Raw genomic sequence first — 18,971 nt, 5'->3', positions numbered from 1 at the left:
GTCAGCTCACCACTCCGGTCATGACGCCCACCGGGACGGCGATGAAACCGGCCGTGAGCAACAGTGCGAGTACGTCGGCGGCGGTCTTCAGGGCGCGGTCGCGGGCGCGGCTGCCGACGCCGAGGGTCTGGGCGGCGCTCCAGAAGCCGTGCCGGATGTGCAGGCCGAGCGCCAGCATGGCGACGATGTAGATCACGTCGCCGTACCAGGTGGAGAAGGTGTCCACGACGTTCTGGTACGGGTGGCCCTCCTGGAAGCCGCCGGAGTGCACGGTGCCGGTGGTCAGGTCCAGGATGTGCCAGACGATGAACAGGCCGAGAATGATCCCGCCCCAGCGCATGGTGCGGGTCGCGTAGCTCGCCCGCGGTCGCTTGTGCACGTACTTGCTCGGGCGCGCCCTGATGTCGCGGCGGCTGAGCTGGTACGCGGAGACGGCGTGCGCGACCACCGCGACCACGAGGACGACGCGGATCAGCCAGAGTGTCCACTCGTAGTGCATGAACGGTTCGCCCACGGTGCGCAGCCAGTGGGCGTAGTGGTTGAACTCGGTCGCCCCGAAGTAGATCTTCAGGTTCCCGATCATGTGGGCGACCAGGTACAGCAGCATGATCAGGCCGCTGACCGCCATCACGGTCTTCTTGCCGACGGTCGAGTCCCACACGGTACGCGCCATGGACGGCCGTCGGTCCGTCCGCGTTGCCAGAGCCATGGGTAAGACGCTAGGGCCGAACGTCCCGATCGGTCCAAGACATGGACCGGCTTGTTTCGATAGGGGGCGGCTATCATGGCTGCGTGCAGTTCCAGCAGCTCCAGTATTTCGTGGCGGTGGCCGAGACCCGGCACTTCACCCGGGCCGCGGAACTGGTCCATGTGGCCCAGCCGTCGCTGTCCCAGCAGATCAAGGCGCTGGAGCGGGAGCTGGGCGCGGATCTCTTCCTGCGGGCGCGGGGCAACATCACGCTCACCGACGCCGGTGAGGCGCTGCTGCCGCTGGCCCGGCGGATCCTCGCCGACGCGGACACCGCCCGGCACGAGGTGCTGGAGCTGGCGCAGCTGCGGCGGGGGCGGGTGCGGCTGGGGGCGACGCCCAGCGTGTGCACCGGTCTGCTGCCGGACGTGCTGCGCGCCTTCCACGACCGCTACCCCGGCGTCCACCTGCTGGTGGAGGAGAGCGGCTCGCACGATCTCGTACGGCATCTGGCGCGCGGGGCTCTCGATCTCGCCCTGGTGGTGCTGCCGCTGCCGACGCCGTCGCCCGCGCTGACCACGGTGGAGCTGCTGCGGGAGGACCTGGTGGTGGTGTCCTCGCCGGAGGCTTCGGCGCCCGGCGGGGAGGGGCGGCGGACGGTGCGGATCGCGGATCTCGCGAGGGAGCGGCTGGTGATGTTCCGGCACGGGTACGACCTGCGGGAGCTGACGGTCGCGGCGTGCCGGGCGGAGGGGTTCGAGCCGGAGTTCGCGGTGGAGGGCGGGGAGATGGACGCGGTGCTGGGGTTCGTGCGGGCGGGGCTGGGGGTCGCGGTCGTGCCGCGGATGGTCGCGGCGCGGTCCGGGCGCGGGCTGCGTGTGACCGCGCTGGCCCGGCCCGGGCTGCATCGGACCATCGCGCTGGCGCATCGCAGTGATGTGGCGCCGCCGCGGGCTGCTCGGGAGTTGCAGCGGATGTTGCTGGAGCGGTGAGGGGTGCTTCGGGGGGCGTTTCGTTTCCGGGTGCGGGTTCGTGGTGGCCGGGCGCGCGGTTCCCCGCGCCGGCTGAGGGCGTGGATCGCTGCGTGGCCGGGTGCGGGAGCGTCGGGGGTGAGCGCGCGGTTCCCCGCGCCCCTGAGGGGGCGGGGAACCGCGTGGTCGGGTGCGCGGGTCCGTGATGGCTGGGCGCTCAGTTCGTCGCGCCCCCGGAGGGTCTCTTTCGGGGCTCCTCAGGGGCTTCTCGGGGGTCAGCCCGTGGCGTCCGCCAGGGCCAGTTCGTGGAGGCGGTCCGGGGGGCCGGGACGGGCGTAGTACCAGCCCTGGGCCGTGTCGCAGCCCAGTATGCGCAGTTGCTCCGCCTGGGCGCCGGTCTCCACGCCCTCCACGGTGACCGCCAGGTCGAGACTGTGGGCCAGGGCCACGATCCCCTCGACGATCTTGAGGTCGACCGGGTCGGCCGGGAACTGCTGCATGCTCCGGGTGAAGGAACGGTCCAGCTTGAGCACGCTCACCGGCAGCCGGCGCAGGTTGGCGAGGTTGGAGTAGCCGGTGCCGAAGTCGTCCAGGGCGATGTCGACGCCCATCTCGGCCAGCCTGTGCAGCGGTTTGAGCACGTCGTCGTCCGCGCCGATCAGCGCCGACTCGGTCACCTCCAGGCACAGCGCGTCGGGCGTCACCCCCGTGCGCTCCAGGATGTCCACGGTGTCCTGGACCAGGCCGGGGTGCTGGAGCTGGCACGGCGAAAGGTTGACGTTGATGCGCAGCGAGCCCTCGCCGCCGTCGCCGTACAGTTCCCGCCACTGGCCGGCCTGGCGCACCGACTGCTCCATGACCCAGCGGCCGAGCGGGACGATCAGCCCGGTGTGCTCGGCGAGCGGGATGAACCGGTCGGGGCCGAGCACCCCGTGCTGCGGGTGCAGCCAGCGCACCAGCGCCTCCGCGCCGCGCACGCTGCCGTCGCCGAGACGCACCAGCGGCTGGTACTCGATGAAGAACTCGCCCCGGTCCAACGCGGCGGGCAGCGCCGTGGTCAGCCCGTGCCGCGTGATGGCGCGGGCGTCGGCCTCCGGGTCGGCCAGCTCGAAGCGGTTGCCGCCGGCCGACTTGGCCCGGTACATGGTGATGTCGGCGCTGCGCAGCACCTCGGCCGCGCTGCGCTCCCCCACCGGGCCCTCGACGACGCCGATACTGCCGCGCACGGTCAGCTCCCGGCCGTCGATGCGGATGGGCGCGACGAGCGCGTTCATGATGCGGGTGGCGAGCTCGTCGACCTCGCGCCGGCAGTCGGGTCCGGTGGTCAGCGCGACGAACTCGTCGCCCCCGAGCCGGGCCACCATCTCGCCGGGCGCCGTCGCGCACGACTGGAGCCGGTCGGCGACCTCGACGAGCAGCCGGTCCCCGGCCGCGTGCCCGAGGCTGTCGTTGATGGTCTTGAAGCCGTCGAGGTCGAGGTAGCACAGGCCGAAGCGGCGGCCCTCCCCCGAGTTCAGCGTCTTCTCCAGGCGCTCGAAGAACAGGGTGCGGTTGGGCAGTCCGGTGAGCGCGTCGTGGGTGGCCTCGTAGCGCAGCCGCAGGTTGAGCAGCCGCCGCTCGGTGGTGTCCTCCATGAGGGCCAGCTGGTACTGGGGGTTGCCGTCGGGGTCGCGGAGCAGGGAGACGGTCAGGTTGGTCCACAGGACCGTGCCGTCGGGCCGGTAGAAGGCCTTCTCCACGTGGTAGTGCTCGCGCTCGCCGCGCACCAGTTCCTCGTACAACCGCCAGATCTGCGGCGCGTCCTCGGCGTGCGTCCACTCCTGGACGTTGCGGCCGCGCACGTTCTGCTCGGAGCCGCCGAACATGCGCAGCAGCGCGCCGTTGACCTGGAGGATGTTGCCTTCGAGGTCGGCGATGCCGATGCCTATGGCCGCGCCTTCGAACACCGCGCGGAAGCGGGCCTCGCTGGCGTGCAGCGCCTGCGCGACCACGCCTTGGGCGCGCAGCGCGGCCTGGGCGATCGCCTCCTGCTCGGACAGGGTGCGCTCGCGCAGCGCCCGCGCGAACCCGGCGGCCATCGCGTGCTGCAGCCGTGAGGAGCGGGCGCGCAGGTCCTCCTGGTCGCCGTCCTCGCCGCAGTAGAGCACCAGGTAGGCGTCGACGCAGTCCAGGGTGCGGCTGAGCGCCTCGGGGGCGGTGCAGTGGGCGTCGACCAGCGCGGCGCCGACGGCCTCGGCCTCGCCGGCGTCGAACGCCCTGGCCCGCAGGGCCTGGCTCAACCTGCGGGCGAGCGGCAGCAGTTGTTCCTCGAACTCGGGACGGGTGAGCGAGGTGGAGGTCACCGGGAAGACCGCCCGGCTCCAGATCGTCGTGAGCCGGCGCAGCCTGTCCTCCGGCCCGTCCGGTTCCGCCCTCACGCCGTCCGTCCCACGCCGGCGAAACCGGAGAAGGCGAAGGGATCCTCGTCCTCCGGCGCCGTCTCAGGCCGCCAGAGCGGCATCGGCACCAGTCCGGGCTCCACCATGTCGTACCCCTCGAAGAACCGCGCGATCTCCTCGCGCGAGCGCATGATCAGCGGGTTGCGGATGTCCTTGTACACGTCGACCGCGCCCTCGCTGCGCTCCGGCGGCAGCGGGATCCCCTCGTACGAGGCGTGCGTGAGGACGAGCAGGCTGCCGGGCGCGAGGGCGTCGCGCAGCTCGGCGACCACAGCGTACGGGTCGTCCATGTCTTCCACGAAGTGCAGTATGGCAACGAGAAGCAGTGCCACTGGCCGATTCAGGTCGATCAGCGCGCGCAGTCGGGGGCTCTCGAGGATTTCCCGGGGCTTGCGCAGATCGGCCGCGACCACGTCGCTGTCGTCGTCGCCGGCCAGGACGGCCTGGCTGTGGGTGACGGCCACCGGGTCGTGGTCGACGTACACCACGCGGCTGCCGGGGTGCGCGGCCCGGGCGACCTCGTGGACGTTGCCGAAGGTCGGGATGCCGGAGCCGATGTCCAGGAACTGGGTCACGCCCTCGTCCAGGGCGAAGCGCACGGCGCGGCGCATGAACGCCCGGTTCGCCTGCATGATCTTGGGCAGGCCCGGCATGAACTCCATGGCCTTGCGGGCCGCTTCCCGGTCGACCTCGAAGTTGTGCGATCCGCCCAGGTAGTAGTCGTAGATGCGAGCGACGCTCGGCACCGAGATGTCGATGCTCCGTGGGGCCCAGGCGGGACGCTCCATCTTCTCTCCACAACGTAGGCGATCCGGTGTTCGAGCTGAGGCTACTGATCGCCCGCCAAAGGGGCGAGCCGAAACGGAAATTGACCATCCGTTCCCGGTCACCACCTGCGCGCACGCGCCCGGCCGGTGCCGCATCACGGTGGATTGCGGCGATGTGCGGGCATGGTGCGCCACGCTCCGATACGTGGCCGAACACGACGAACCGCCCCCTCCGTGCGGTGCGGAGGGGGCGGCCCGGTCAGCGGCGCGCCGTCGTGTGCGTCCGGCAACTGTTCTTCCTCGTCAACCCTCCCTTCCCTGTCGCTGCTTCGTCGGGTGGGCGATCGACCCTGGGGAGGTGATCACTGTTTCGGCGCGCCGACCGGCTTTCCGTCCGGGGAGACGGCGTACCAAGTGCCGCCGATCCCCTGACCGTTGGTGTCCCCGGGGGCCTTGTCCCCGGAGAAGGTGTAGATCGGCCAGCAGTTCACGGTCATCTGCTTGACCCCGTCCGGCCGGGTGAAGCCCATCAGGCCCTTCTTCCGCACGCCCTCGGTGTCGCTCGCGGGCACGGGCGCCACGGCCGGCCACTTCTCCAGGCAGGCCCCGGTGCAGGCGGACACCGACTTGGGCCACGCCTTGTCCTTGAGGAAGCGGTAGACCGTCATGCCGTTCTTGTCGACGACGATGTCGCCGAGTCCGGTCCTGCGCACCGACAGCCCCGGCAGGCTCGCCGCCGAGGCCTTCTTGCCGTCGGCCGCCAGGGCGTACCACTTCCCGCCCACACCCTGGCCGTTGGTCTGCCCGGCCTTGGTGTCCTTGACGTAGCGGTACGCGGGCCAGCCGCCGACCGTCAGCTGCTTGGACCCGTCGGCGCGGGTGACCTCGCCCAGCATGTCCTTGTCGACGCCGGCGCCGGCCGTGACGTCCGCGGCGGGGACCGGCGGCCAGGTCTTGGCGCAGTCGCCGTTGCAGGTGGACCCGGGGGGTTCGGCGTTGTCCTGGTCGAAGCGGTACAGCGTCATGCCCGAGCCGTCCGTCAGCACCTTGCCCAGCTTGGTGTCGCCGGTCACGGCGAGCCGGCCGGCCGGCTCGGCGGCGGAACCCTGCCGGCCGTCGGCGCCGTAGCCGTTGCCGGCGGCCGTGCCGGTCTGGGCGCCGACACCGGTCCCGGCGCCCGCCCCGGAGCCGCCGAGGCCGTTGGCCGCGGCCGTGGCGCCCACGTTCTGGCTGCCCGCCGCGGGGGCGCCGTCCTGACCGCACGCCGTCGTCAGCGCCAGAACGGCCGCGGCCGTCGCCACGAGTGAGGCGCTCCGCCAGGAGGTGTTCATCGTCAACTCTCCATAATGACAGGGGTGTTGCAGCGCCCTGCTGCGCCGCCGCACGGCATTGGGTACGGACGGCGGGGTCGGTCGTGTTCAACGGGGGCGCGATTTTCTTCCCGGACGTCGCGACGTGTTTCGGCCATGTGGGGCGCGGCTCCGTCGGTACGGCCGGAGGCGGGCGGGTGCGGGCGCGTCGTCGGCTCACCGCCGCTCGGGCACCGGCCGGGCCTCCGGCGGACATCACCCGTCCACCCATACAGCCCATACAGCCCATACAGCCCATACAGGCGCATACCCGCACAGCCGCACACCGCAGGCGCGTGCGATTCGATCGCGGCTGCGCGGTGTGCCCGGCAAACCACCGCCCGTCCCCTTTCGCCAGTTCGGACCAATCCCCCGGCGCTCGGGCGTGCGCTGCGCCCGCACGGCCCATGATCTCGCTCGTGCATCGACCGAATCCGACCCGATTCGCCCGGACGCTGCGAGTGTTGGCGCCGGCGGCCCTGGCGTGGGCCTGTGTGGGCGCGCCGGCGGCGCCGGCCGCGGCGGACGCCTGCGCGTACGCCGTCACCGGCCCGGAGGGAACCGTGGCGGTGTCGGCGGCCGGCGGCGACCTGTGGCCCGCGTTCCCGGCGTGCCCGAGTCCCACCCCGCCTCCGCCGCCCAGCCCCACTCCGACGCCCACCCCCACGCCGCCACCGCCGACTCCGCCCCCTCCTCCGCCCAAGCCCACTCCCCGGCCGACGCCGACGCCGGCGCCGCCGAGACCGAAGCCCACCCCCACACCCGAGCCACCGCCCGCGCGCCCCGTCCCCGTGGCCCCGCCGCCCCGGCCCGCGCCTCCGCCGCCCCCGGAACCGACGCCGGAACCGCCCCCCAAGCCCCGCCCGCGCCCCACGGTGAAGCCGGTGACGTACCCCGCGTACCACGCCCAGCCGCACCGGCGGACGCCGCAGCACGGCCCGTCGCCGATCACCTACGTCCTGCTCATCGCGGTGCCCGCACTGGCCGCCGTCGCCGCGCTCCGCCCGCGCTGACCCACTGGAGGAACCCGTTGTCGGAATGGCTTGTTCTCGTCCTGGCGATGCTGGCCGCCTGTGCCGTGGTGGTCGTCATCACCCTCCTGCGGCACCGCACCGCGGCCGAGGACGACGATCCCAATGAGACCCCCGATGTCATCGAGTACATGACGATGTGGATCGGTGTGGTGTACGCCATCGTGCTGGGCCTGGCCATCGCCGGCGTCTGGGAGGCGCGCGTGTCCGCCCAGGACCACGTCCAGGCCGAGGCGCAGGCGCTGCACGAGATCTCCGAGCGGGTCCGGGTCTACCCCCCCGACGTGCGCGACCGCGTCCGCTCCGATGTCAACGCCTATGCCGGACACGTCGTCCATGTCGAGTGGAAGACGATGGCCGAGCACGGCCGGGTCACCGCCGAGGGCGACCGGCTGCTCGAGAAGGTCCGCGCGGACGTCACCGACTACCAGCCCAAGTCGGACTTCGAGGCACAGGCCTACCAGCCGCTGGTCGACCAGGTGGCCGCCGCCGACCAGGCCAGGGCGGCACGCGCCGACTCCACCGGGGCGACGATGCCCGGCGTGGTGTGGTTCGGACTGATCGCGGGGGCCGTGGTCACCATCGGCATGGTGTTCGCGCTGCAGATCCGGCGCACCGCGCGGGAACTGATCCTCGCCGGACTGTTCTCCGCCCTGATCGCCTTCCTGCTCTTCCTCATCTGGGACTTCGACGCACCCTTCAGCCGGGGCGTGGCGGCGTCGGCGAGCGCCTTCACGGATCTCTTCCCGAACCTCACCGGCTGACGGGCCGACACCTCCTCACCGCCGCGGCGGTGGGGAGACCTGACAGCCCCTCACGGCGGTGCCGGATCCGGTTCCCCGCCCCGGCCCGGCTCGCCGGACCAGCGCCGTCCCCTGTGCGGCCCACACCGTTGCCCCGTTCGCCCGAGTGCGATCGCGCCTCGGCGCACATGTTCCTAGCGTTTCGATCATCGAGGCGCATTTCCGGCACACGCGGAAAGAGTCCGCGGCTGCTCCTCGGGGACCGGAGGATCCATCATGCGCGTAATAGGCGTCGTCTCGGCCGCGGTGCTGGGCATCAGCGCCCTCACCGTCGCCGCGCCCGCCGCCGTCGCGAGCGGCGGTGACGGCCACTCCTACGGCAGCGACAGCCGTTCCGACAGCGGCGGCGGCGACCGCTCCTACGGAGGAGGAGGCGGGAGCGGCGACCGCTCCTACGGCGGTGGCGGCGGAGGCGGCGGCCGCTCCTACGGCGAGGACGACGACGAGAGCCGCTCCGGCGGCCGCGGCGGCGGAGGCAGGCCGGAGCACTTCCAGCACGGTGTCCGCGCGGGCGAGGGCGGCACCCTCGCCGGCTTCGACCTGAAGCAGATCGGTCTGGGCACCGCTCTGATCGGCGGCTCGATCGGCGCGGCCTACTACCTCTCCCGTCGCCGCACCGGCGAGGAAGGCGTCGCCTGACCGCGCGCCCGCCACGACACACACCTTCGCCCCGGACCTGGTGACGGTCCGGGGCGAAGGTGTGTCCGCCGTGCGCCGCGGACGTACGGCGGCGAGGCGGTCCTGGGGCGTACGGCACCGAGACGGACCCTGTCGGCCCCGCGGAAACCGGAGAGCCGCGGCGGAACGCAGGCCCCGACGGATCGGGGCGGCGGGCGGTGTCGGGCCGGGGACCGGGGCGAGTTCCGGCCCGGGCGAGGGCCGGAGCCGTTCGCGCGGGTCCCCGGTCGCGCCGTCAGACCCGCTGCTTCCCCGACCGCCTGCGCAGCAGGAACACGCCGCCGCCGAGGACGCCCGCGGCCATCAGTCCGCCGCCGACGGCCAGGTCGGCCTTGGTCGCGCCGGTGGTGGTGCCGCCGCCGACACCCCCGTTGACACCGCCGACGACCGTGAAGGCGGCCGGGCGGGTCAGGGGGCGGCCCGCGCAGTTGGCGGTGATGTCGTAGGTTCCGGGGCGGGCGTCCGGGCGGACGATGGCGATGCCGCGCGCCGCCTCGCTCGCCGCGTCGACCGGCCTGAGCGGCGCCGGGAGGAACGCCGGCGACGAGGCGGTGCCGCCGTTGCGGCAGCCGTCGACCGTGATCGTCAGCCGCCCGCCGCGGGCGATCGCCGCGGGCAGGGCCGTGATATTGCGGATCCCGTTCCCCCCTCCGACGCCACCGCCCACACCGCCGACCCCGCCGGGGCCGCCGGGGCCGCCGGGGCCGCCGATCTGGCCGTTCCCGAATCCGTTGCCCGGTCCCACCTGGCCGTTGCCGGGGCCGAACCCGGGACCGGGGCCCGGCCCGCCGCCCCGACCGGGCCCGAAGTTGTGGCCGTGTCCATGGCCGTGGCGGTTCCCGTTCCCCGGCCCGTTCCCGAAGCCGCCTCCCGGCCCGTTCCCGAAACCGTTCCCCGGCCCGTTCCCGAAACCGTTCCCCGGCCCGTTCCCGAAGCCGCCTCCCGGCCCGTTCCCGAAACCGTTCCCCGGCCCGTTCCCGAACCCGCCTCCCGGCCCGTTCCCGAAACCGTTCCCCGGCCCGTTCCCGAACCCGCCCCCAGGTCCGTTCCCGAAGCCGCCTCCCGGCCCGTTCCCGAAGCCATTGCCCGGCCCGTTCCCGAACCCGCCCCCAGGTCCGTTCCCGAAGCCGCCTCCCGGCCCGTTCCCGAAGCCATTGCCCGGGCCGTTCCCCGGACCGCCTCCTGGGCCGCCTCCCGGGCCGGTCCCGAATCCGCCCCCCGGGCCGTTGCCGAAGCCGCCTGCCTGCCCGTTGCCGGGTCCGCCCTGCGAGTTGGCGCCCGGGACGTCACCGCCCTTCGCGACGGCCGCCGGGGCCGCGAGCCCGACCGCCGCGACGGCGGCGAGCAGGACCGGCAAGGGGGTACGAGTAGTGCGCATGTGCTCCTCCGCGGAAGGCGCCCCGGGGACCCGTACCCGGACGTTCGGCGAGAAAGCACCTCCCGCTAGAACCCTCGGATGCCCTGTACCCGGCCGCATTTCGGAGCTGGTCCGTCCCGGTGAGCGAACAGCCCTCCGGAATTCACCCCGTTGGACAACAGCGCAGGTCACGTGTTGCCGGAAAACACCCGCCCGGGGCGTCCCGGATGGCGCACGGGAAGTGCGCCGCCACCCGTTCGCTGCTCTCCCGTCGCCGGTCGCGCGGACGCGACCTAGCGTTCTCGTATGCGCGAACGGCGGGGCGACGGCCGCGTCGAGAGAGGATGGCCAATGTCTGTGAGCCAGCTGTCCGATGGTGCCGCCGAGGAGGAGCGGGAGCCGCGGCGGAAGCGTGCACCGTGGGGCGTGATAGCGCTGGTTCTGCTGACCGGACTCGCCCTCATCCGCAATGGCTCCGGGGAGTTCGACGTCGGTCCGCCGCAGCCCGCCAAGGCCGCCGCTCCGGACGTCAGCCGTGCGTCGGCCAGCGCCGCGCCCCAGGCCGTGCAGGAGCTGCCGCGCTCGGTGCCGGACCGGGTCCGGGTCCCCGTGATCCAGGTGGACGCGCCCGTCACGCCGGTCGGCGTGGACTCGGACGGCTGGGTCGCCGCGCCGCCGCCGGACGACCCGAACCTGGCCGGCTGGTTCAACGGCGCCGTCACGCCCGGCGAGAAGGGAACGGCGGTCGTCGTCGGGCACGTGGACAACAAGATGGGCCCCGCGGTGTTCTACGGGCTCGGCGCCCTGAAGAAGGGCAACCACGTCGAAGTCCACCGCCAGGACGGGAAGACGGCCGTTTTCGAGGTGTACGGCGTGGAGGTCTTCGAGAAGGAGGGATTCCCCGGCGACCGCGTGTACGGCTCGAAGGGGACGCCGGAACTGCGGCTCATCACCTGCGGCGGCGACTACACCAAGCAGACCGGATATCAGGGGAATGTCGTCGTGTTCGCCCGACTGGTCCAGACCCGTTGACACGGGCGTCCGGCCGACGCACGGTCACGCGCTCGCGCTCCGGCGTGCGTGCGCACACGTCCGTGCCTGCGCGGCGCTGTCGACGTGGCATCAGGTGTAGTCCCGGCGCGGCACGGTGAAGCGGTAGCCCTTGTTCAGCAGTTCGGGCAGGTACTTGCGCAAGGCGCGGACGGTCTGGGTGCGGTCGCCCCCGGCGTCGTGGGAGAGCACGACGACGCCGGGGGCGGCGCCGCGTTCGATCCGGCGGACGATGGTGCTGGTGCCGGGGGTGGTCCAGTCGAGGCTGTCGACGGTCCAGGCGAGCGGTTCCATGCCCATCTCGGCGTTGAGCTGGAAGACCGTGCGGTTCCAGGCTCCGTAGGGGGCGCGGAACCACAGGGGCCGCGAGCCGTACGCCTTCTCGATGACGTCGCTGGTGCTCTCGATCTCGTCGCGGATCTCGCCGCGGCTGAGCTGGGTGAGCAGCGGGTGGGTCCAGGTGTGGTTGCCGACGACGTGTCCCTCGTCGGCCATCCGGGCCAGCAGGTCCCGGTTCCAGTCGGCCATCTCCCCGCACACCATGAACGTCGCCCGGATGTCGTACCTGGCGAGGGTGTCCAGGACGTGCGGGGTGTACTCGGGGTTGGGGCCGTCGTCGAACGTCAGCAGCATGGTGTTGCCGCGGCCCGAGAAGCGCAGGATCGGCGCGGTGCGCACCGTGGTGGGCAGGGGCTGGGCGCGCTGCGGGACGTCGCCCGTCAGGGGCCGCAGCCGGTAGGCGGAGGACTTGAGGGGGCCGCGCGCCTGGGGACCGGCGGCGGGGGCGGCGGCCCGTGCCGGGGCGTCGGAGGAGCCGGAGAGCAGCAGGCCGGCCGTGCCCGCAGCCCCTGCCCCGAGAGCGGCGGCCCCGGCGAACAGCATCCGGCGCCGTGTGAACAACTGATCCTTCTGCATGACTCATCAGTGACCGGAGCGTCTCTCCTGCACCGGTACGGCGGCACGAAAGCACCCGCCCGGCCCAGTCCGGGCGGCCGGCGTCCGAAACCGGCCGACCGGCGGCCTTTGCGCCACGCGCACGAGCGCCCCGGCGCACGCCGGGGCGTCCCGGGCATCAAAGGGAAGACGTCCTTCCGATAGCCTCGCGGCGTGACGGAACAGCACGAGGAGCACGAGCGGCAGGAGCACCGCTTCGAGCGGGGCACGGACGGGCCGAAGGTGATCGTCGCCGGGGTGGACGGCTCGGAGTCCTCGATGCGGGCCGCCGCGTACGCCGCGGGGCTGGCGCGGCGCCAGGGCGCGCTGCTCGCCCTGGTGTACGTGCAGCCCGTGATGACGGCGGGGGCGGCGCTGGGCGCGCCGGTGGCGGAGACGACGGACGAGATCGCCGAGGAACTGGTCCAGCAGATCCGGGAGTCCGCCGAGCGGCTGAAGGGGATATTCGAGGTCCGCTGGGAGTTCCACACCTTCCGCGGGGACCCGTACAACGGCCTGTTGAAGGCGGCGGACGAGCTGAAGGCGGACGCGGTGGTCGTCGGCGCCTCGGAGCAGGCGGGTCATCGGATCATCGGCTCGGTGGCGGTACGCCTGGTGAAGGCGGGACGATGGCCGGTGACGGTGGTGCCGTAGGCCGGCGCGGCCGGCCGGCCCGCGCGCGACGGTCCGGCCCGTCGTCTTCCCTGCCCGGCGGGCCTGGGCCATCATGATCCGCCGTCAGCCGACTGCCGTCTGCGAAGAGGTGAGGCTCATGGCCGGACTCCGGATGGGCGAGGGAATCCTCCGCCGTAAACCCATCGAACACATCGAGGAGACGGAAACCGGCGAGGGACCCAAACTCGAACGCTCGCTCGGTCTGTTCCAGCTGACGGCGATCGGTGTGGGCGGCATCATCGGCGCGGGCATCTTCACCCTGGCGGGCACCGTGGCCAACGGCACGGCGGGCCCCGCGGTGCTGGTGTCCTTCCTCATCGCCGGTGTCGCCAGCGCGGCGGCGGCCCTGTCGTACGCCGAGTTCGCCGGCATGATCCCGAAGGCGGGCTCGGCCTACACCTACGGGTACGCGGTGCTCGGCGAGTTCGCGGGCTGGTTCATCGGCTGGGACCTGCTGCTGGAGTACACGGCGATCGTGGCGGTGGTCGCCATCGGCATCTCCGGCTACTTCAGCTTCCTGGTCGAGGACATGGGCGCGCACCTGCCCGCCTGGATGCTGGGGGCGCCCGGGACCGGGCCGGGGCACAAGGTCGACCTGTTCGCCGCGATCCTGTGCCTGCTCATCGCCTGGCTGCTGACCATGGGCATCCGCAACGCCGCACGCTTCGAGACGGTGGTGGTGGCGCTGAAGGTGATCGTGGTGCTGGTGGTGATCCTCGTCGGCGTCTTCCACATCGACACCGCGAACTACCACCCGTTCTTCCCCTACGGGGTGGGCGGGGCCTTCACCGGCGCCGCGACCGTGTTCTTCGCGGTCTTCGGCTACGACGCCATGTCGACGGCGGCCGAGGAGTCCAAGGACGCGCAGCGGCACATGCCGAAGGCGATCATCTACTCTCTGGTGATCGCGATGGTGCTGTACGTGGCGGCCTGTCTGGTGCTGACCGGGATGCAGAACTACAAGGACATCGACAAGGAGAGCGGGTTCTCCACCGCGTTCAAGTCGGTGGGGCTGAGCCGGCTGGCGGACGTGATCGCGGTGGGCGCGATCATCGGCATCCTCACGGTGATGTTCACCTTCATGCTGGGGGTGACCCGGGTCTGGTTCGCGATGTCCCGGGACGGGCTGCTGCCCCGGTGGTTCGCGAAGACCCACCCGACGCGGCACGTCCCGACGCGGGTGACGTGGATCGTCGGGGTGGCGTCGGCGGCCATCGCCGGGTTCCTGCCGATCGCGGAGGCGGCCGAGCTGACCAACATCGGCATCCTGCTGGCGTTCGTGGTGGTGTGCTCGGCGGTGATCGTGCTGCGCTACCGGCAGCCCGACCTGCCGCGCGCCTTCCGCACGCCGTGGATGCCGTTCGTGCCGGCGCTGGGCGTGGTCTTCTCGATCTGGCTGATCACGTTCCTGCAGTGGCAGACGTGGGTGCGGTTCGTGGTGTGGTTCCTGATCGGGTGCGTGATCTACTTCGGTTACTCGTACAAACGCTCGGCGCTGGCCGGTCCCCGGCGGACCGGAGAGTGACCCGGCTGCCCCTCACCGCCCCATGACCAGGCCGTCCTCGGCCGCGCCCCGGGAGAGCACCGTGGTGCGGATGCTCTCGCGCACGCCCTCCAGGTCGGCGCCCCGGGCGATGGCGTCGGCGAGGTCCACCACCCGCCCGGCGTCGATGTCGTACACCTCGGGGACGAACTCGGCGCGGGTCACCTCCCAGCGCGCGCCCGGCCGGGCGGGCGGGGCGAAGGTGAAGCGGGCGAGGGTGCTCCGGGCGGCGCGCGGGTCGGGCGCGCCGTGGTCGTCGGTGTGCGCGCCGGAGATCAGGTCGCCGGTCCCGTAGACCACCCAGGTGCCGTTGACCTTCTCGTAGGGCTGCGGGACCTGGGCCCCGGAGCCGAGGACGAGGTCGATGTCGGGACGGCCGCCGGTGCGGGCGGCGGTCAGCCGCCGGGCCAGGTCCAGTTGGCGCGCGTCCGGGGTGTCCTGGCTGCCCGGGCCCCACCGCAGGGAGACGACGACCACGTCGGCGCCCACCTGCCGGGCGGCCCGGGCGTCGGCGACGATCCGGTCGGCGTCGATCAGGTTCAGCGCCCACGGCTGTCCGGGCGGGAAGGGGCGCCCCGTGCCGTCGCTGTAGGAGAGGTGGGCGACCAGGGCGGTGCCGGCGCCGAGGAGGGTGACGCCGCGCGCCTCGGCCTCGCTGCGGGCCGATCCGGCGTGCCGTACGCCGGCCCGGTCGAGGGCGTCCAGGGTGCGCCGTACACCGTCGCCGCCGTCGTCCAGGGTGTGTTCGGAGGCGGTGGCGCAGCCGTCGTAGCCGGTCGCGGCCAGGGCCTGCGCCAGTTCGGCGGGGGCCTCGGGCGGGAAGCCGCCGCCCGGTCCGCCGTCGGCGCCGGTGACGGTGTCCAGCCGGCACAGCGCCAGGTCGGCGCGGGCGACCACGGGCCGTACGCCCGCCAGCACCGGCCGGAAGTCGTGGCCGGCGCCGCCCGCGTCGAAGCCGGCCCGGTCGACGACGGAGCCGTCCGCCAGGATGCCGCCGGAGGCCAGGAGCGTGAACGCGCCCGCGGCCGGCCGGGCGCCGGGCGCCGGGCGGGCAGGCGCGGCGTCCGGCCGCTCCAGGAGTCCGGCCCGGCAGGCCGCGCCCGCGGCGAGGAGGGCCGTCACGGCCAGGGCCACCTGGTGTCTGCGTGCGATCATCGGTTCACCTCACTGCGAGCGAGCGTCTGGACGCCGTCGCGCCGGACGGTCCCGGGGGCGGGCGCCGGGGCGGTCGTACGGACGTGCGGAACGGGTCGTCCGCACGGACGCCGTCCGCGCGGACGCCGGAGGGACGGACGTCGGAGCGACGGACGTCCCATGGATCACGGGGACAGACAATGAGTACGAAGTCGTCCGCCGTCGCAAACGGCCCGGGCGCGGCCGTTAGCCCGTCCGGTGGCCGGCGCGGGGCCTGACGGACCGTTCGTCGAACCGTTCGCCGACGCCATCGACCGTCCGTCGCACAGCCGCGTCCGCCCCCTGTCCCCGCGCGGCCCCCTGCGGTGCCATACGGCCATGACGGCCGGAACCGCCCTGTCCCGCACGACCACGACCGCCGAGCACGAGCTCGCCGCGCTGCAGCGCGAGCACGGCCGGCCCCTGTTCGCGCTGCTGCTGCGGCTGTGCGACGGCGACCGGCAGCGCGCCGAGGACCTGGCGCAGGAGACACTCGTACGGGCCTGGCAGCACCCCGAGGCGCTGCGCGCCGACGCCTTCGACTCGGTGCGGCCCTGGCTGCTCACCGTCGCGCGCCGGCTCGCCATCGACGCGCGCCGGGCCCGTCAGGCCAGGCCGCCGGAGGTCGGGGACGCCGTCCTGGAGAACGCGCGGGTGATCGCCGACCACGCCGAGCGGTCCGCCGCGACGCTCGACGTGCGCGAGGCTGTGAAGACACTCACTCCGCGCCACCGTGAAGTCCTGGTGCTGGTGTACTTCCAGGGGGCCAGTGTGGCGGAGGCCGCCGAGGCCCTGGGCGTTCCGCCCGGTACCGTGAAGTCCCGCGCGTACTACGCGCTGCGCGCCCTGCGCCGGGTGCTCCCGGGCTACGCGGCCGACCTGCGGTGAAACCGACGGCAACGTCAAGCCTTCGCAAAGCGCCTTGCTGTGGACCACGGTTGAGTAATCGGCTGTCCTCAGGCGCGTTCCGTACGGGGTCCCGCGAACCGGGACCGGGTGACGCGCACGCACCGGAGGAAGGCAGGAAGGGATGCTGCACAGAGAGCAAGAGGGCACGGACGGCGACGGCGGCGCATGGGCCGTTCCCATGGCCTGGTTCTACGCCGAGTACATCGCCGACGAACTGCTGCGCACCGGGGACCTGATGCCGCCGGCGTCGGTGGAGTTCCGCGCGGGGCGGGACGCGCTGGCGCTGACCGTCTTCCTGTCCGACACCGGCGGCGAACTGCCCGGCATCCGGGTGGTCTCGCAGCTGGAGACCTGGCTGTCGCTGACGGCGTACGACCAGCCCTGGCAGGACTGGGTGTGCGAGCGGATGGCCTGTCTGGCGGCCGACGGGTACGCCCGCGGCGAGAACTCGCCGGACCTGGCGCTGGCCGAGGCGGCCTGGCGCTGGCTGGTGGAGACGGAGCTGCTCGCGCCCGACCTCGACGCGGTGCCGGACGGCGCGGGCGCGCTGGGCGAGGACGAGGGGCCGAAGGTGTGGACGCCGGCCTGGCAGCTCGGGCTGCCCCTCGGGCACCTCGCCATCCACCTCTTCTAGCCTCTTCCTCTTCCAGCCACTTCCTGCCGGCCTCCTTCCCGGCTCCGGATCCTCCTCCCGGTCTCCGGGTCCGGTCTCCGGGACGGTCCCGGGACCGGTCGCGCGGACCGTCGCGATCCGAACCGTGAGGACCGGCGCCATCCGGTCGCGGAGACGGTCCGGGTCCGGTTCGCGATCCGGTCGCTGATTCGGACCAATCCGCGGGCCCGGCCGCTCCGAACCTCTTGATTACGATTCGGTGCGTGGCTTGAGTGATTCGCCTGTGCGGTGCGTACGGGTGGGAGCAAGGAGTAACCCCACCCGCACCCACCGCGAGGATTCGGCATGAGGTCCCTGGAAAGGCATCGCGACGTCGGCGCGTACGCGCTCGGCGTGCTGGACGAGGCGGACGCCTTCCGCTTCGAGGACCACCTCATGGAGTGCCCCGGCTGCACGGCGCACGTCACCGAGTTCGGGCCCACGGCGCGGCAGTTGCTGCTGTACCGGCGTGCCACGCCGCGCTTCGTGCATCCGATGACGCAGCCCGGCCCCCGGCTGCTGGAGCGGCTGGCCGGGGAGGTGGCGCGGCGCCGGCGGGCCGGACGCCGGCGTCTGCTGTTCGCACTGGCCGCCTGCGTGGTGCTCGCCGTCGGCGGACCGGCGGCGGCGGCCCTGGCCCGGCCCGGCGGCGGGACCGCTGCGGTCGCGGTGGCCGCCACCGACGGGCGCACAGGGGTACGGGCGGAGGTCAGGGCGGCGCCGGCGGACTGGGGCAGCGAGGTGTGGCTGCGGGTCGCGGACGGGACGGGTCCCCACTCCTGCCTGCTCGTCGCCGTCGGCCGTGACGGTTCGGAGCAGACGGTGGCCACCTGGGCCGTCCGCTCCCGCGACGCCCGTCCGGCCACCATGACGGGCGACGCCGCGATGCCTCCCGGCGACATCGGCCGCTTCGAGGTGCGCACGGTGGACGGGCGGCACCTGGTGACCCTGGACCCGCCTTGAGCGGGCGGCGGCCCGCCCCCTTGCCGCCGCGCGGCGGCTACTTGAGCAGCCTGGACAGTCTGCGGTCGGCCAGCGGCTTGCCGCCGGTCTGGCAGGTCGGGCAGTACTGGAGCGAGGAGTCGCTGAAGGAGACCTCGCGGACGGTGTCGTCGCACACCGGGCAGGGCTCGCCGGTGCGGCCGTGGACGCGCAGGCCGCTCTTCTTCTCGGCCTTCAGCCGGCCGGCCGCCACTCCCCTGGACCGCTCGACCGCCTCCGTGAGCGTGGTGCGCAACGCCCCGTACAGGTCCGAGACCTCCCGCGGGGTCAGCGAGGCCGCCAGTCTGAACGGCGACATCCGCGCGGCGTGCAGGATCTCGTCGCTGTAGGCGTTGCCCACGCCCGCGATCAGCCCCTGGTCCCGCAGCGCGCCCTTGATCTGCCGCCGCTCGCCCGCGAGCAGGCCGGCGAAGCGCTCCTCGTCGAAGTCGTCGGCCAGCGGATCGGGGCCGAGCCGGGCCACTGCGGGCACCTCCCGCGGATCCCCCACGACGTACACCGCGAGGCGCTTCTGCGTGCCCGCCTCGGTGAGGTCGAAGCCCGCGCCGGTCTCCAGGGCGACGCGCAGCGCGAGGGGGCCCTTGCCGGGGCGCGACAGGGAGGAGCCGCGCTTGGCGCGTCCTTGGGGGGCGGCGGTCGGGTGACGGGTGGGCCCGTCGGGCAGGCGGTCCTTCCACTGGAGCCAGCCGCCGCGGGCCAGATGGGTGACCAGATGCGGCCCGCCGCCGGTCTCCACATCGAGGAACTTGCCGTGCCGCCGCACCGCGGTGACCTCATGACCCTCCAGCGCGGTGACGGGAGGGTCGTACGTCTTCAGGACGCTGACGGCGACGGGCAGCACCCGGACGATCTCGTGACCGACCAGGTTCTCGGTCAGGAAGTCCTTGAGCGCCTCGACCTCGGGCAGTTCCGGCATGCGTCCAGAGTGCCATCCGGCGCCGACGAAGACCTC

General features: G+C 73.2%; 18 protein-coding genes. 10 read left to right on the top strand and 8 right to left on the bottom strand.

Going from position 1 to position 18,971, the window contains the following annotated elements; all coding sequences use genetic code 11:
* Position 1: 1 nt before the first annotated feature.
* Positions 2–673 carry a succinate dehydrogenase gene (locus ACH5A8_RS23410; protein ID WP_399005308.1) on the bottom strand — a complete coding sequence of 224 codons (672 nt, stop codon included), beginning with the start codon at positions 671–673 and terminating at the stop codon, positions 2–4.
* A 119-nt stretch (positions 674–792) separates the two neighbouring features.
* On the opposite strand from ACH5A8_RS23410, the gene ACH5A8_RS23405 reads away from it, so the two are divergent.
* The gene (locus ACH5A8_RS23405) at positions 793–1,680 is read left to right on the top strand and encodes a LysR family transcriptional regulator (protein WP_399004905.1); all 888 of its coding nucleotides are present in this window, start codon (positions 793–795) and stop codon (positions 1,678–1,680) included.
* Between the two features lie 254 nt (positions 1,681–1,934).
* Here the strand turns inward: ACH5A8_RS23405 and ACH5A8_RS23400 are convergent, their stop codons facing one another.
* From ACH5A8_RS23400 to ACH5A8_RS23390, 3 genes are all read right to left on the bottom strand, one after another.
* On the bottom strand, positions 1,935–4,076 hold the full coding sequence (locus ACH5A8_RS23400) for a putative bifunctional diguanylate cyclase/phosphodiesterase (protein WP_399004903.1): 2,142 nt from the start codon (positions 4,074–4,076) through the stop codon (positions 1,935–1,937).
* Positions 4,073–4,885 (bottom strand): SAM-dependent methyltransferase, encoded by an 813-nt coding sequence (locus ACH5A8_RS23395; protein ID WP_399004901.1) that lies wholly within the window; start codon positions 4,883–4,885, stop codon positions 4,073–4,075. Before ACH5A8_RS23395 ends, ACH5A8_RS23400 begins: the two co-directional genes overlap by 4 nt.
* Before the next feature lie 341 nt (positions 4,886–5,226).
* Complete coding sequence (locus ACH5A8_RS23390; RefSeq protein WP_399004899.1) at positions 5,227–6,195, bottom strand: SCO0930 family lipoprotein; 969 nt, start codon at positions 6,193–6,195, stop codon at positions 5,227–5,229.
* A 902-nt stretch (positions 6,196–7,097) separates the two neighbouring features.
* Here ACH5A8_RS23390 and ACH5A8_RS23385 point away from each other — a divergent pair.
* The 3 genes from ACH5A8_RS23385 to ACH5A8_RS23375 all read left to right on the top strand — a co-directional run bounded on the left by ACH5A8_RS23385 (position 7,098) and on the right by ACH5A8_RS23375 (position 8,686).
* The gene (locus ACH5A8_RS23385; protein ID WP_399004897.1) at positions 7,098–7,226 is read left to right on the top strand and encodes a hypothetical protein; all 129 of its coding nucleotides are present in this window, start codon (positions 7,098–7,100) and stop codon (positions 7,224–7,226) included.
* A gap of 17 nt (positions 7,227–7,243) precedes the next feature.
* Positions 7,244–8,008: a DUF4239 domain-containing protein gene (locus ACH5A8_RS23380; RefSeq protein ID WP_399004895.1), complete on the top strand. Its 765-nt coding sequence runs from the start codon at positions 7,244–7,246 to the stop codon at positions 8,006–8,008.
* 255 nt (positions 8,009–8,263) lie between these two features.
* The gene (locus tag ACH5A8_RS23375) at positions 8,264–8,686 is read left to right on the top strand and encodes a hypothetical protein (protein ID WP_399004893.1); all 423 of its coding nucleotides are present in this window, start codon (positions 8,264–8,266) and stop codon (positions 8,684–8,686) included.
* Between the two features lie 274 nt (positions 8,687–8,960).
* On the opposite strand, the gene ACH5A8_RS23370 is transcribed toward ACH5A8_RS23375, so the two are convergent.
* Positions 8,961–9,392, bottom strand: coding sequence for a hypothetical protein (locus ACH5A8_RS23370; protein ID WP_399005306.1), 432 nt, complete (start codon positions 9,390–9,392; stop codon positions 8,961–8,963).
* Positions 9,393–10,433: 1,041 nt separating this feature from the next.
* Between ACH5A8_RS23370 and ACH5A8_RS23365 the strand changes: the two genes are divergently transcribed.
* Positions 10,434–11,114: a class F sortase gene (locus ACH5A8_RS23365; protein WP_399004891.1), complete on the top strand. Its 681-nt coding sequence runs from the start codon at positions 10,434–10,436 to the stop codon at positions 11,112–11,114.
* A 90-nt stretch (positions 11,115–11,204) separates the two neighbouring features.
* Here the strand turns inward: ACH5A8_RS23365 and ACH5A8_RS23360 are convergent, their stop codons facing one another.
* Positions 11,205–12,047, bottom strand: coding sequence for a polysaccharide deacetylase family protein (locus ACH5A8_RS23360; RefSeq protein ID WP_399004890.1), 843 nt, complete (start codon positions 12,045–12,047; stop codon positions 11,205–11,207).
* Positions 12,048–12,239: 192 nt separating this feature from the next.
* Between ACH5A8_RS23360 and ACH5A8_RS23355 the strand changes: the two genes are divergently transcribed.
* Both ACH5A8_RS23355 and ACH5A8_RS23350 read left to right on the top strand, forming a co-directional pair.
* On the top strand, positions 12,240–12,719 hold the full coding sequence (locus ACH5A8_RS23355; RefSeq protein WP_399004888.1) for a universal stress protein: 480 nt from the start codon (positions 12,240–12,242) through the stop codon (positions 12,717–12,719).
* 118 nt (positions 12,720–12,837) lie between these two features.
* Entirely contained in the window at positions 12,838–14,265 is a 1,428-nt protein-coding gene (locus ACH5A8_RS23350) for an amino acid permease (protein ID WP_399004886.1), read from the top strand.
* A 12-nt stretch (positions 14,266–14,277) separates the two neighbouring features.
* Here ACH5A8_RS23350 and ACH5A8_RS23345 read toward each other — a convergent pair whose 3' ends face one another.
* Positions 14,278–15,438 (bottom strand): CapA family protein, encoded by a 1,161-nt coding sequence (locus ACH5A8_RS23345; protein ID WP_399004884.1) that lies wholly within the window; start codon positions 15,436–15,438, stop codon positions 14,278–14,280.
* A 357-nt stretch (positions 15,439–15,795) separates the two neighbouring features.
* On the opposite strand from ACH5A8_RS23345, the gene ACH5A8_RS23340 reads away from it, so the two are divergent.
* The 3 genes from ACH5A8_RS23340 to ACH5A8_RS23330 all read left to right on the top strand — a co-directional run bounded on the left by ACH5A8_RS23340 (position 15,796) and on the right by ACH5A8_RS23330 (position 17,980).
* A complete protein-coding gene (locus ACH5A8_RS23340) occupies positions 15,796–16,344 on the top strand; it encodes a sigma-70 family RNA polymerase sigma factor (RefSeq protein WP_399004882.1) in 549 nt (182 codons plus the stop codon).
* A 142-nt stretch (positions 16,345–16,486) separates the two neighbouring features.
* On the top strand, positions 16,487–16,999 hold the full coding sequence (locus ACH5A8_RS23335; RefSeq protein WP_399004880.1) for a hypothetical protein: 513 nt from the start codon (positions 16,487–16,489) through the stop codon (positions 16,997–16,999).
* A 324-nt stretch (positions 17,000–17,323) separates the two neighbouring features.
* Positions 17,324–17,980, top strand: coding sequence for a zf-HC2 domain-containing protein (locus ACH5A8_RS23330; protein ID WP_399004878.1), 657 nt, complete (start codon positions 17,324–17,326; stop codon positions 17,978–17,980).
* A 37-nt stretch (positions 17,981–18,017) separates the two neighbouring features.
* Here the strand turns inward: ACH5A8_RS23330 and ACH5A8_RS23325 are convergent, their stop codons facing one another.
* Positions 18,018–18,935, bottom strand: a complete 918-nt coding sequence (locus tag ACH5A8_RS23325; protein ID WP_399004876.1) for an Fpg/Nei family DNA glycosylase — start codon at positions 18,933–18,935, stop codon at positions 18,018–18,020.
* Between the last annotated feature and the right edge of the window lie 36 nt (positions 18,936–18,971).

The sequence above is a fragment of the Streptomyces sp. NPDC018610 genome (assembly GCF_044391765.1).
Lineage (GTDB): Bacteria > Actinomycetota > Actinomycetes > Streptomycetales > Streptomycetaceae > Streptomyces.
Note: the sequence above shows the minus strand (reverse complement) of the source record. Positions and strands in the feature narration are given on the sequence as shown.

Coding starts and splice junctions, on each gene's coding strand:
- ACH5A8_RS23330 (WP_399004878.1), top strand. CDS start 17,324: ATGAGGTCCCTGGAAAGGCATCGCGACGTCGGCGCGTACGCGCTCGGC.
- ACH5A8_RS23365 (WP_399004891.1), top strand. CDS start 10,434: ATGTCTGTGAGCCAGCTGTCCGATGGTGCCGCCGAGGAGGAGCGGGAG.
- ACH5A8_RS23335 (WP_399004880.1), top strand. CDS start 16,487: ATGCTGCACAGAGAGCAAGAGGGCACGGACGGCGACGGCGGCGCATGG.
- ACH5A8_RS23360 (WP_399004890.1), bottom strand. CDS start 12,047: ATGCAGAAGGATCAGTTGTTCACACGGCGCCGGATGCTGTTCGCCGGG.
- ACH5A8_RS23325 (WP_399004876.1), bottom strand. CDS start 18,935: ATGCCGGAACTGCCCGAGGTCGAGGCGCTCAAGGACTTCCTGACCGAG.
- ACH5A8_RS23340 (WP_399004882.1), top strand. CDS start 15,796: ATGACGGCCGGAACCGCCCTGTCCCGCACGACCACGACCGCCGAGCAC.
- ACH5A8_RS23345 (WP_399004884.1), bottom strand. CDS start 15,438: ATGATCGCACGCAGACACCAGGTGGCCCTGGCCGTGACGGCCCTCCTC.
- ACH5A8_RS23410 (WP_399005308.1), bottom strand. CDS start 673: ATGGCGCGTACCGTGTGGGACTCGACCGTCGGCAAGAAGACCGTGATG.
- ACH5A8_RS23395 (WP_399004901.1), bottom strand. CDS start 4,885: ATGGAGCGTCCCGCCTGGGCCCCACGGAGCATCGACATCTCGGTGCCG.
- ACH5A8_RS23350 (WP_399004886.1), top strand. CDS start 12,838: ATGGCCGGACTCCGGATGGGCGAGGGAATCCTCCGCCGTAAACCCATC.
- ACH5A8_RS23390 (WP_399004899.1), bottom strand. CDS start 6,195: ATGAACACCTCCTGGCGGAGCGCCTCACTCGTGGCGACGGCCGCGGCC.
- ACH5A8_RS23375 (WP_399004893.1), top strand. CDS start 8,264: ATGCGCGTAATAGGCGTCGTCTCGGCCGCGGTGCTGGGCATCAGCGCC.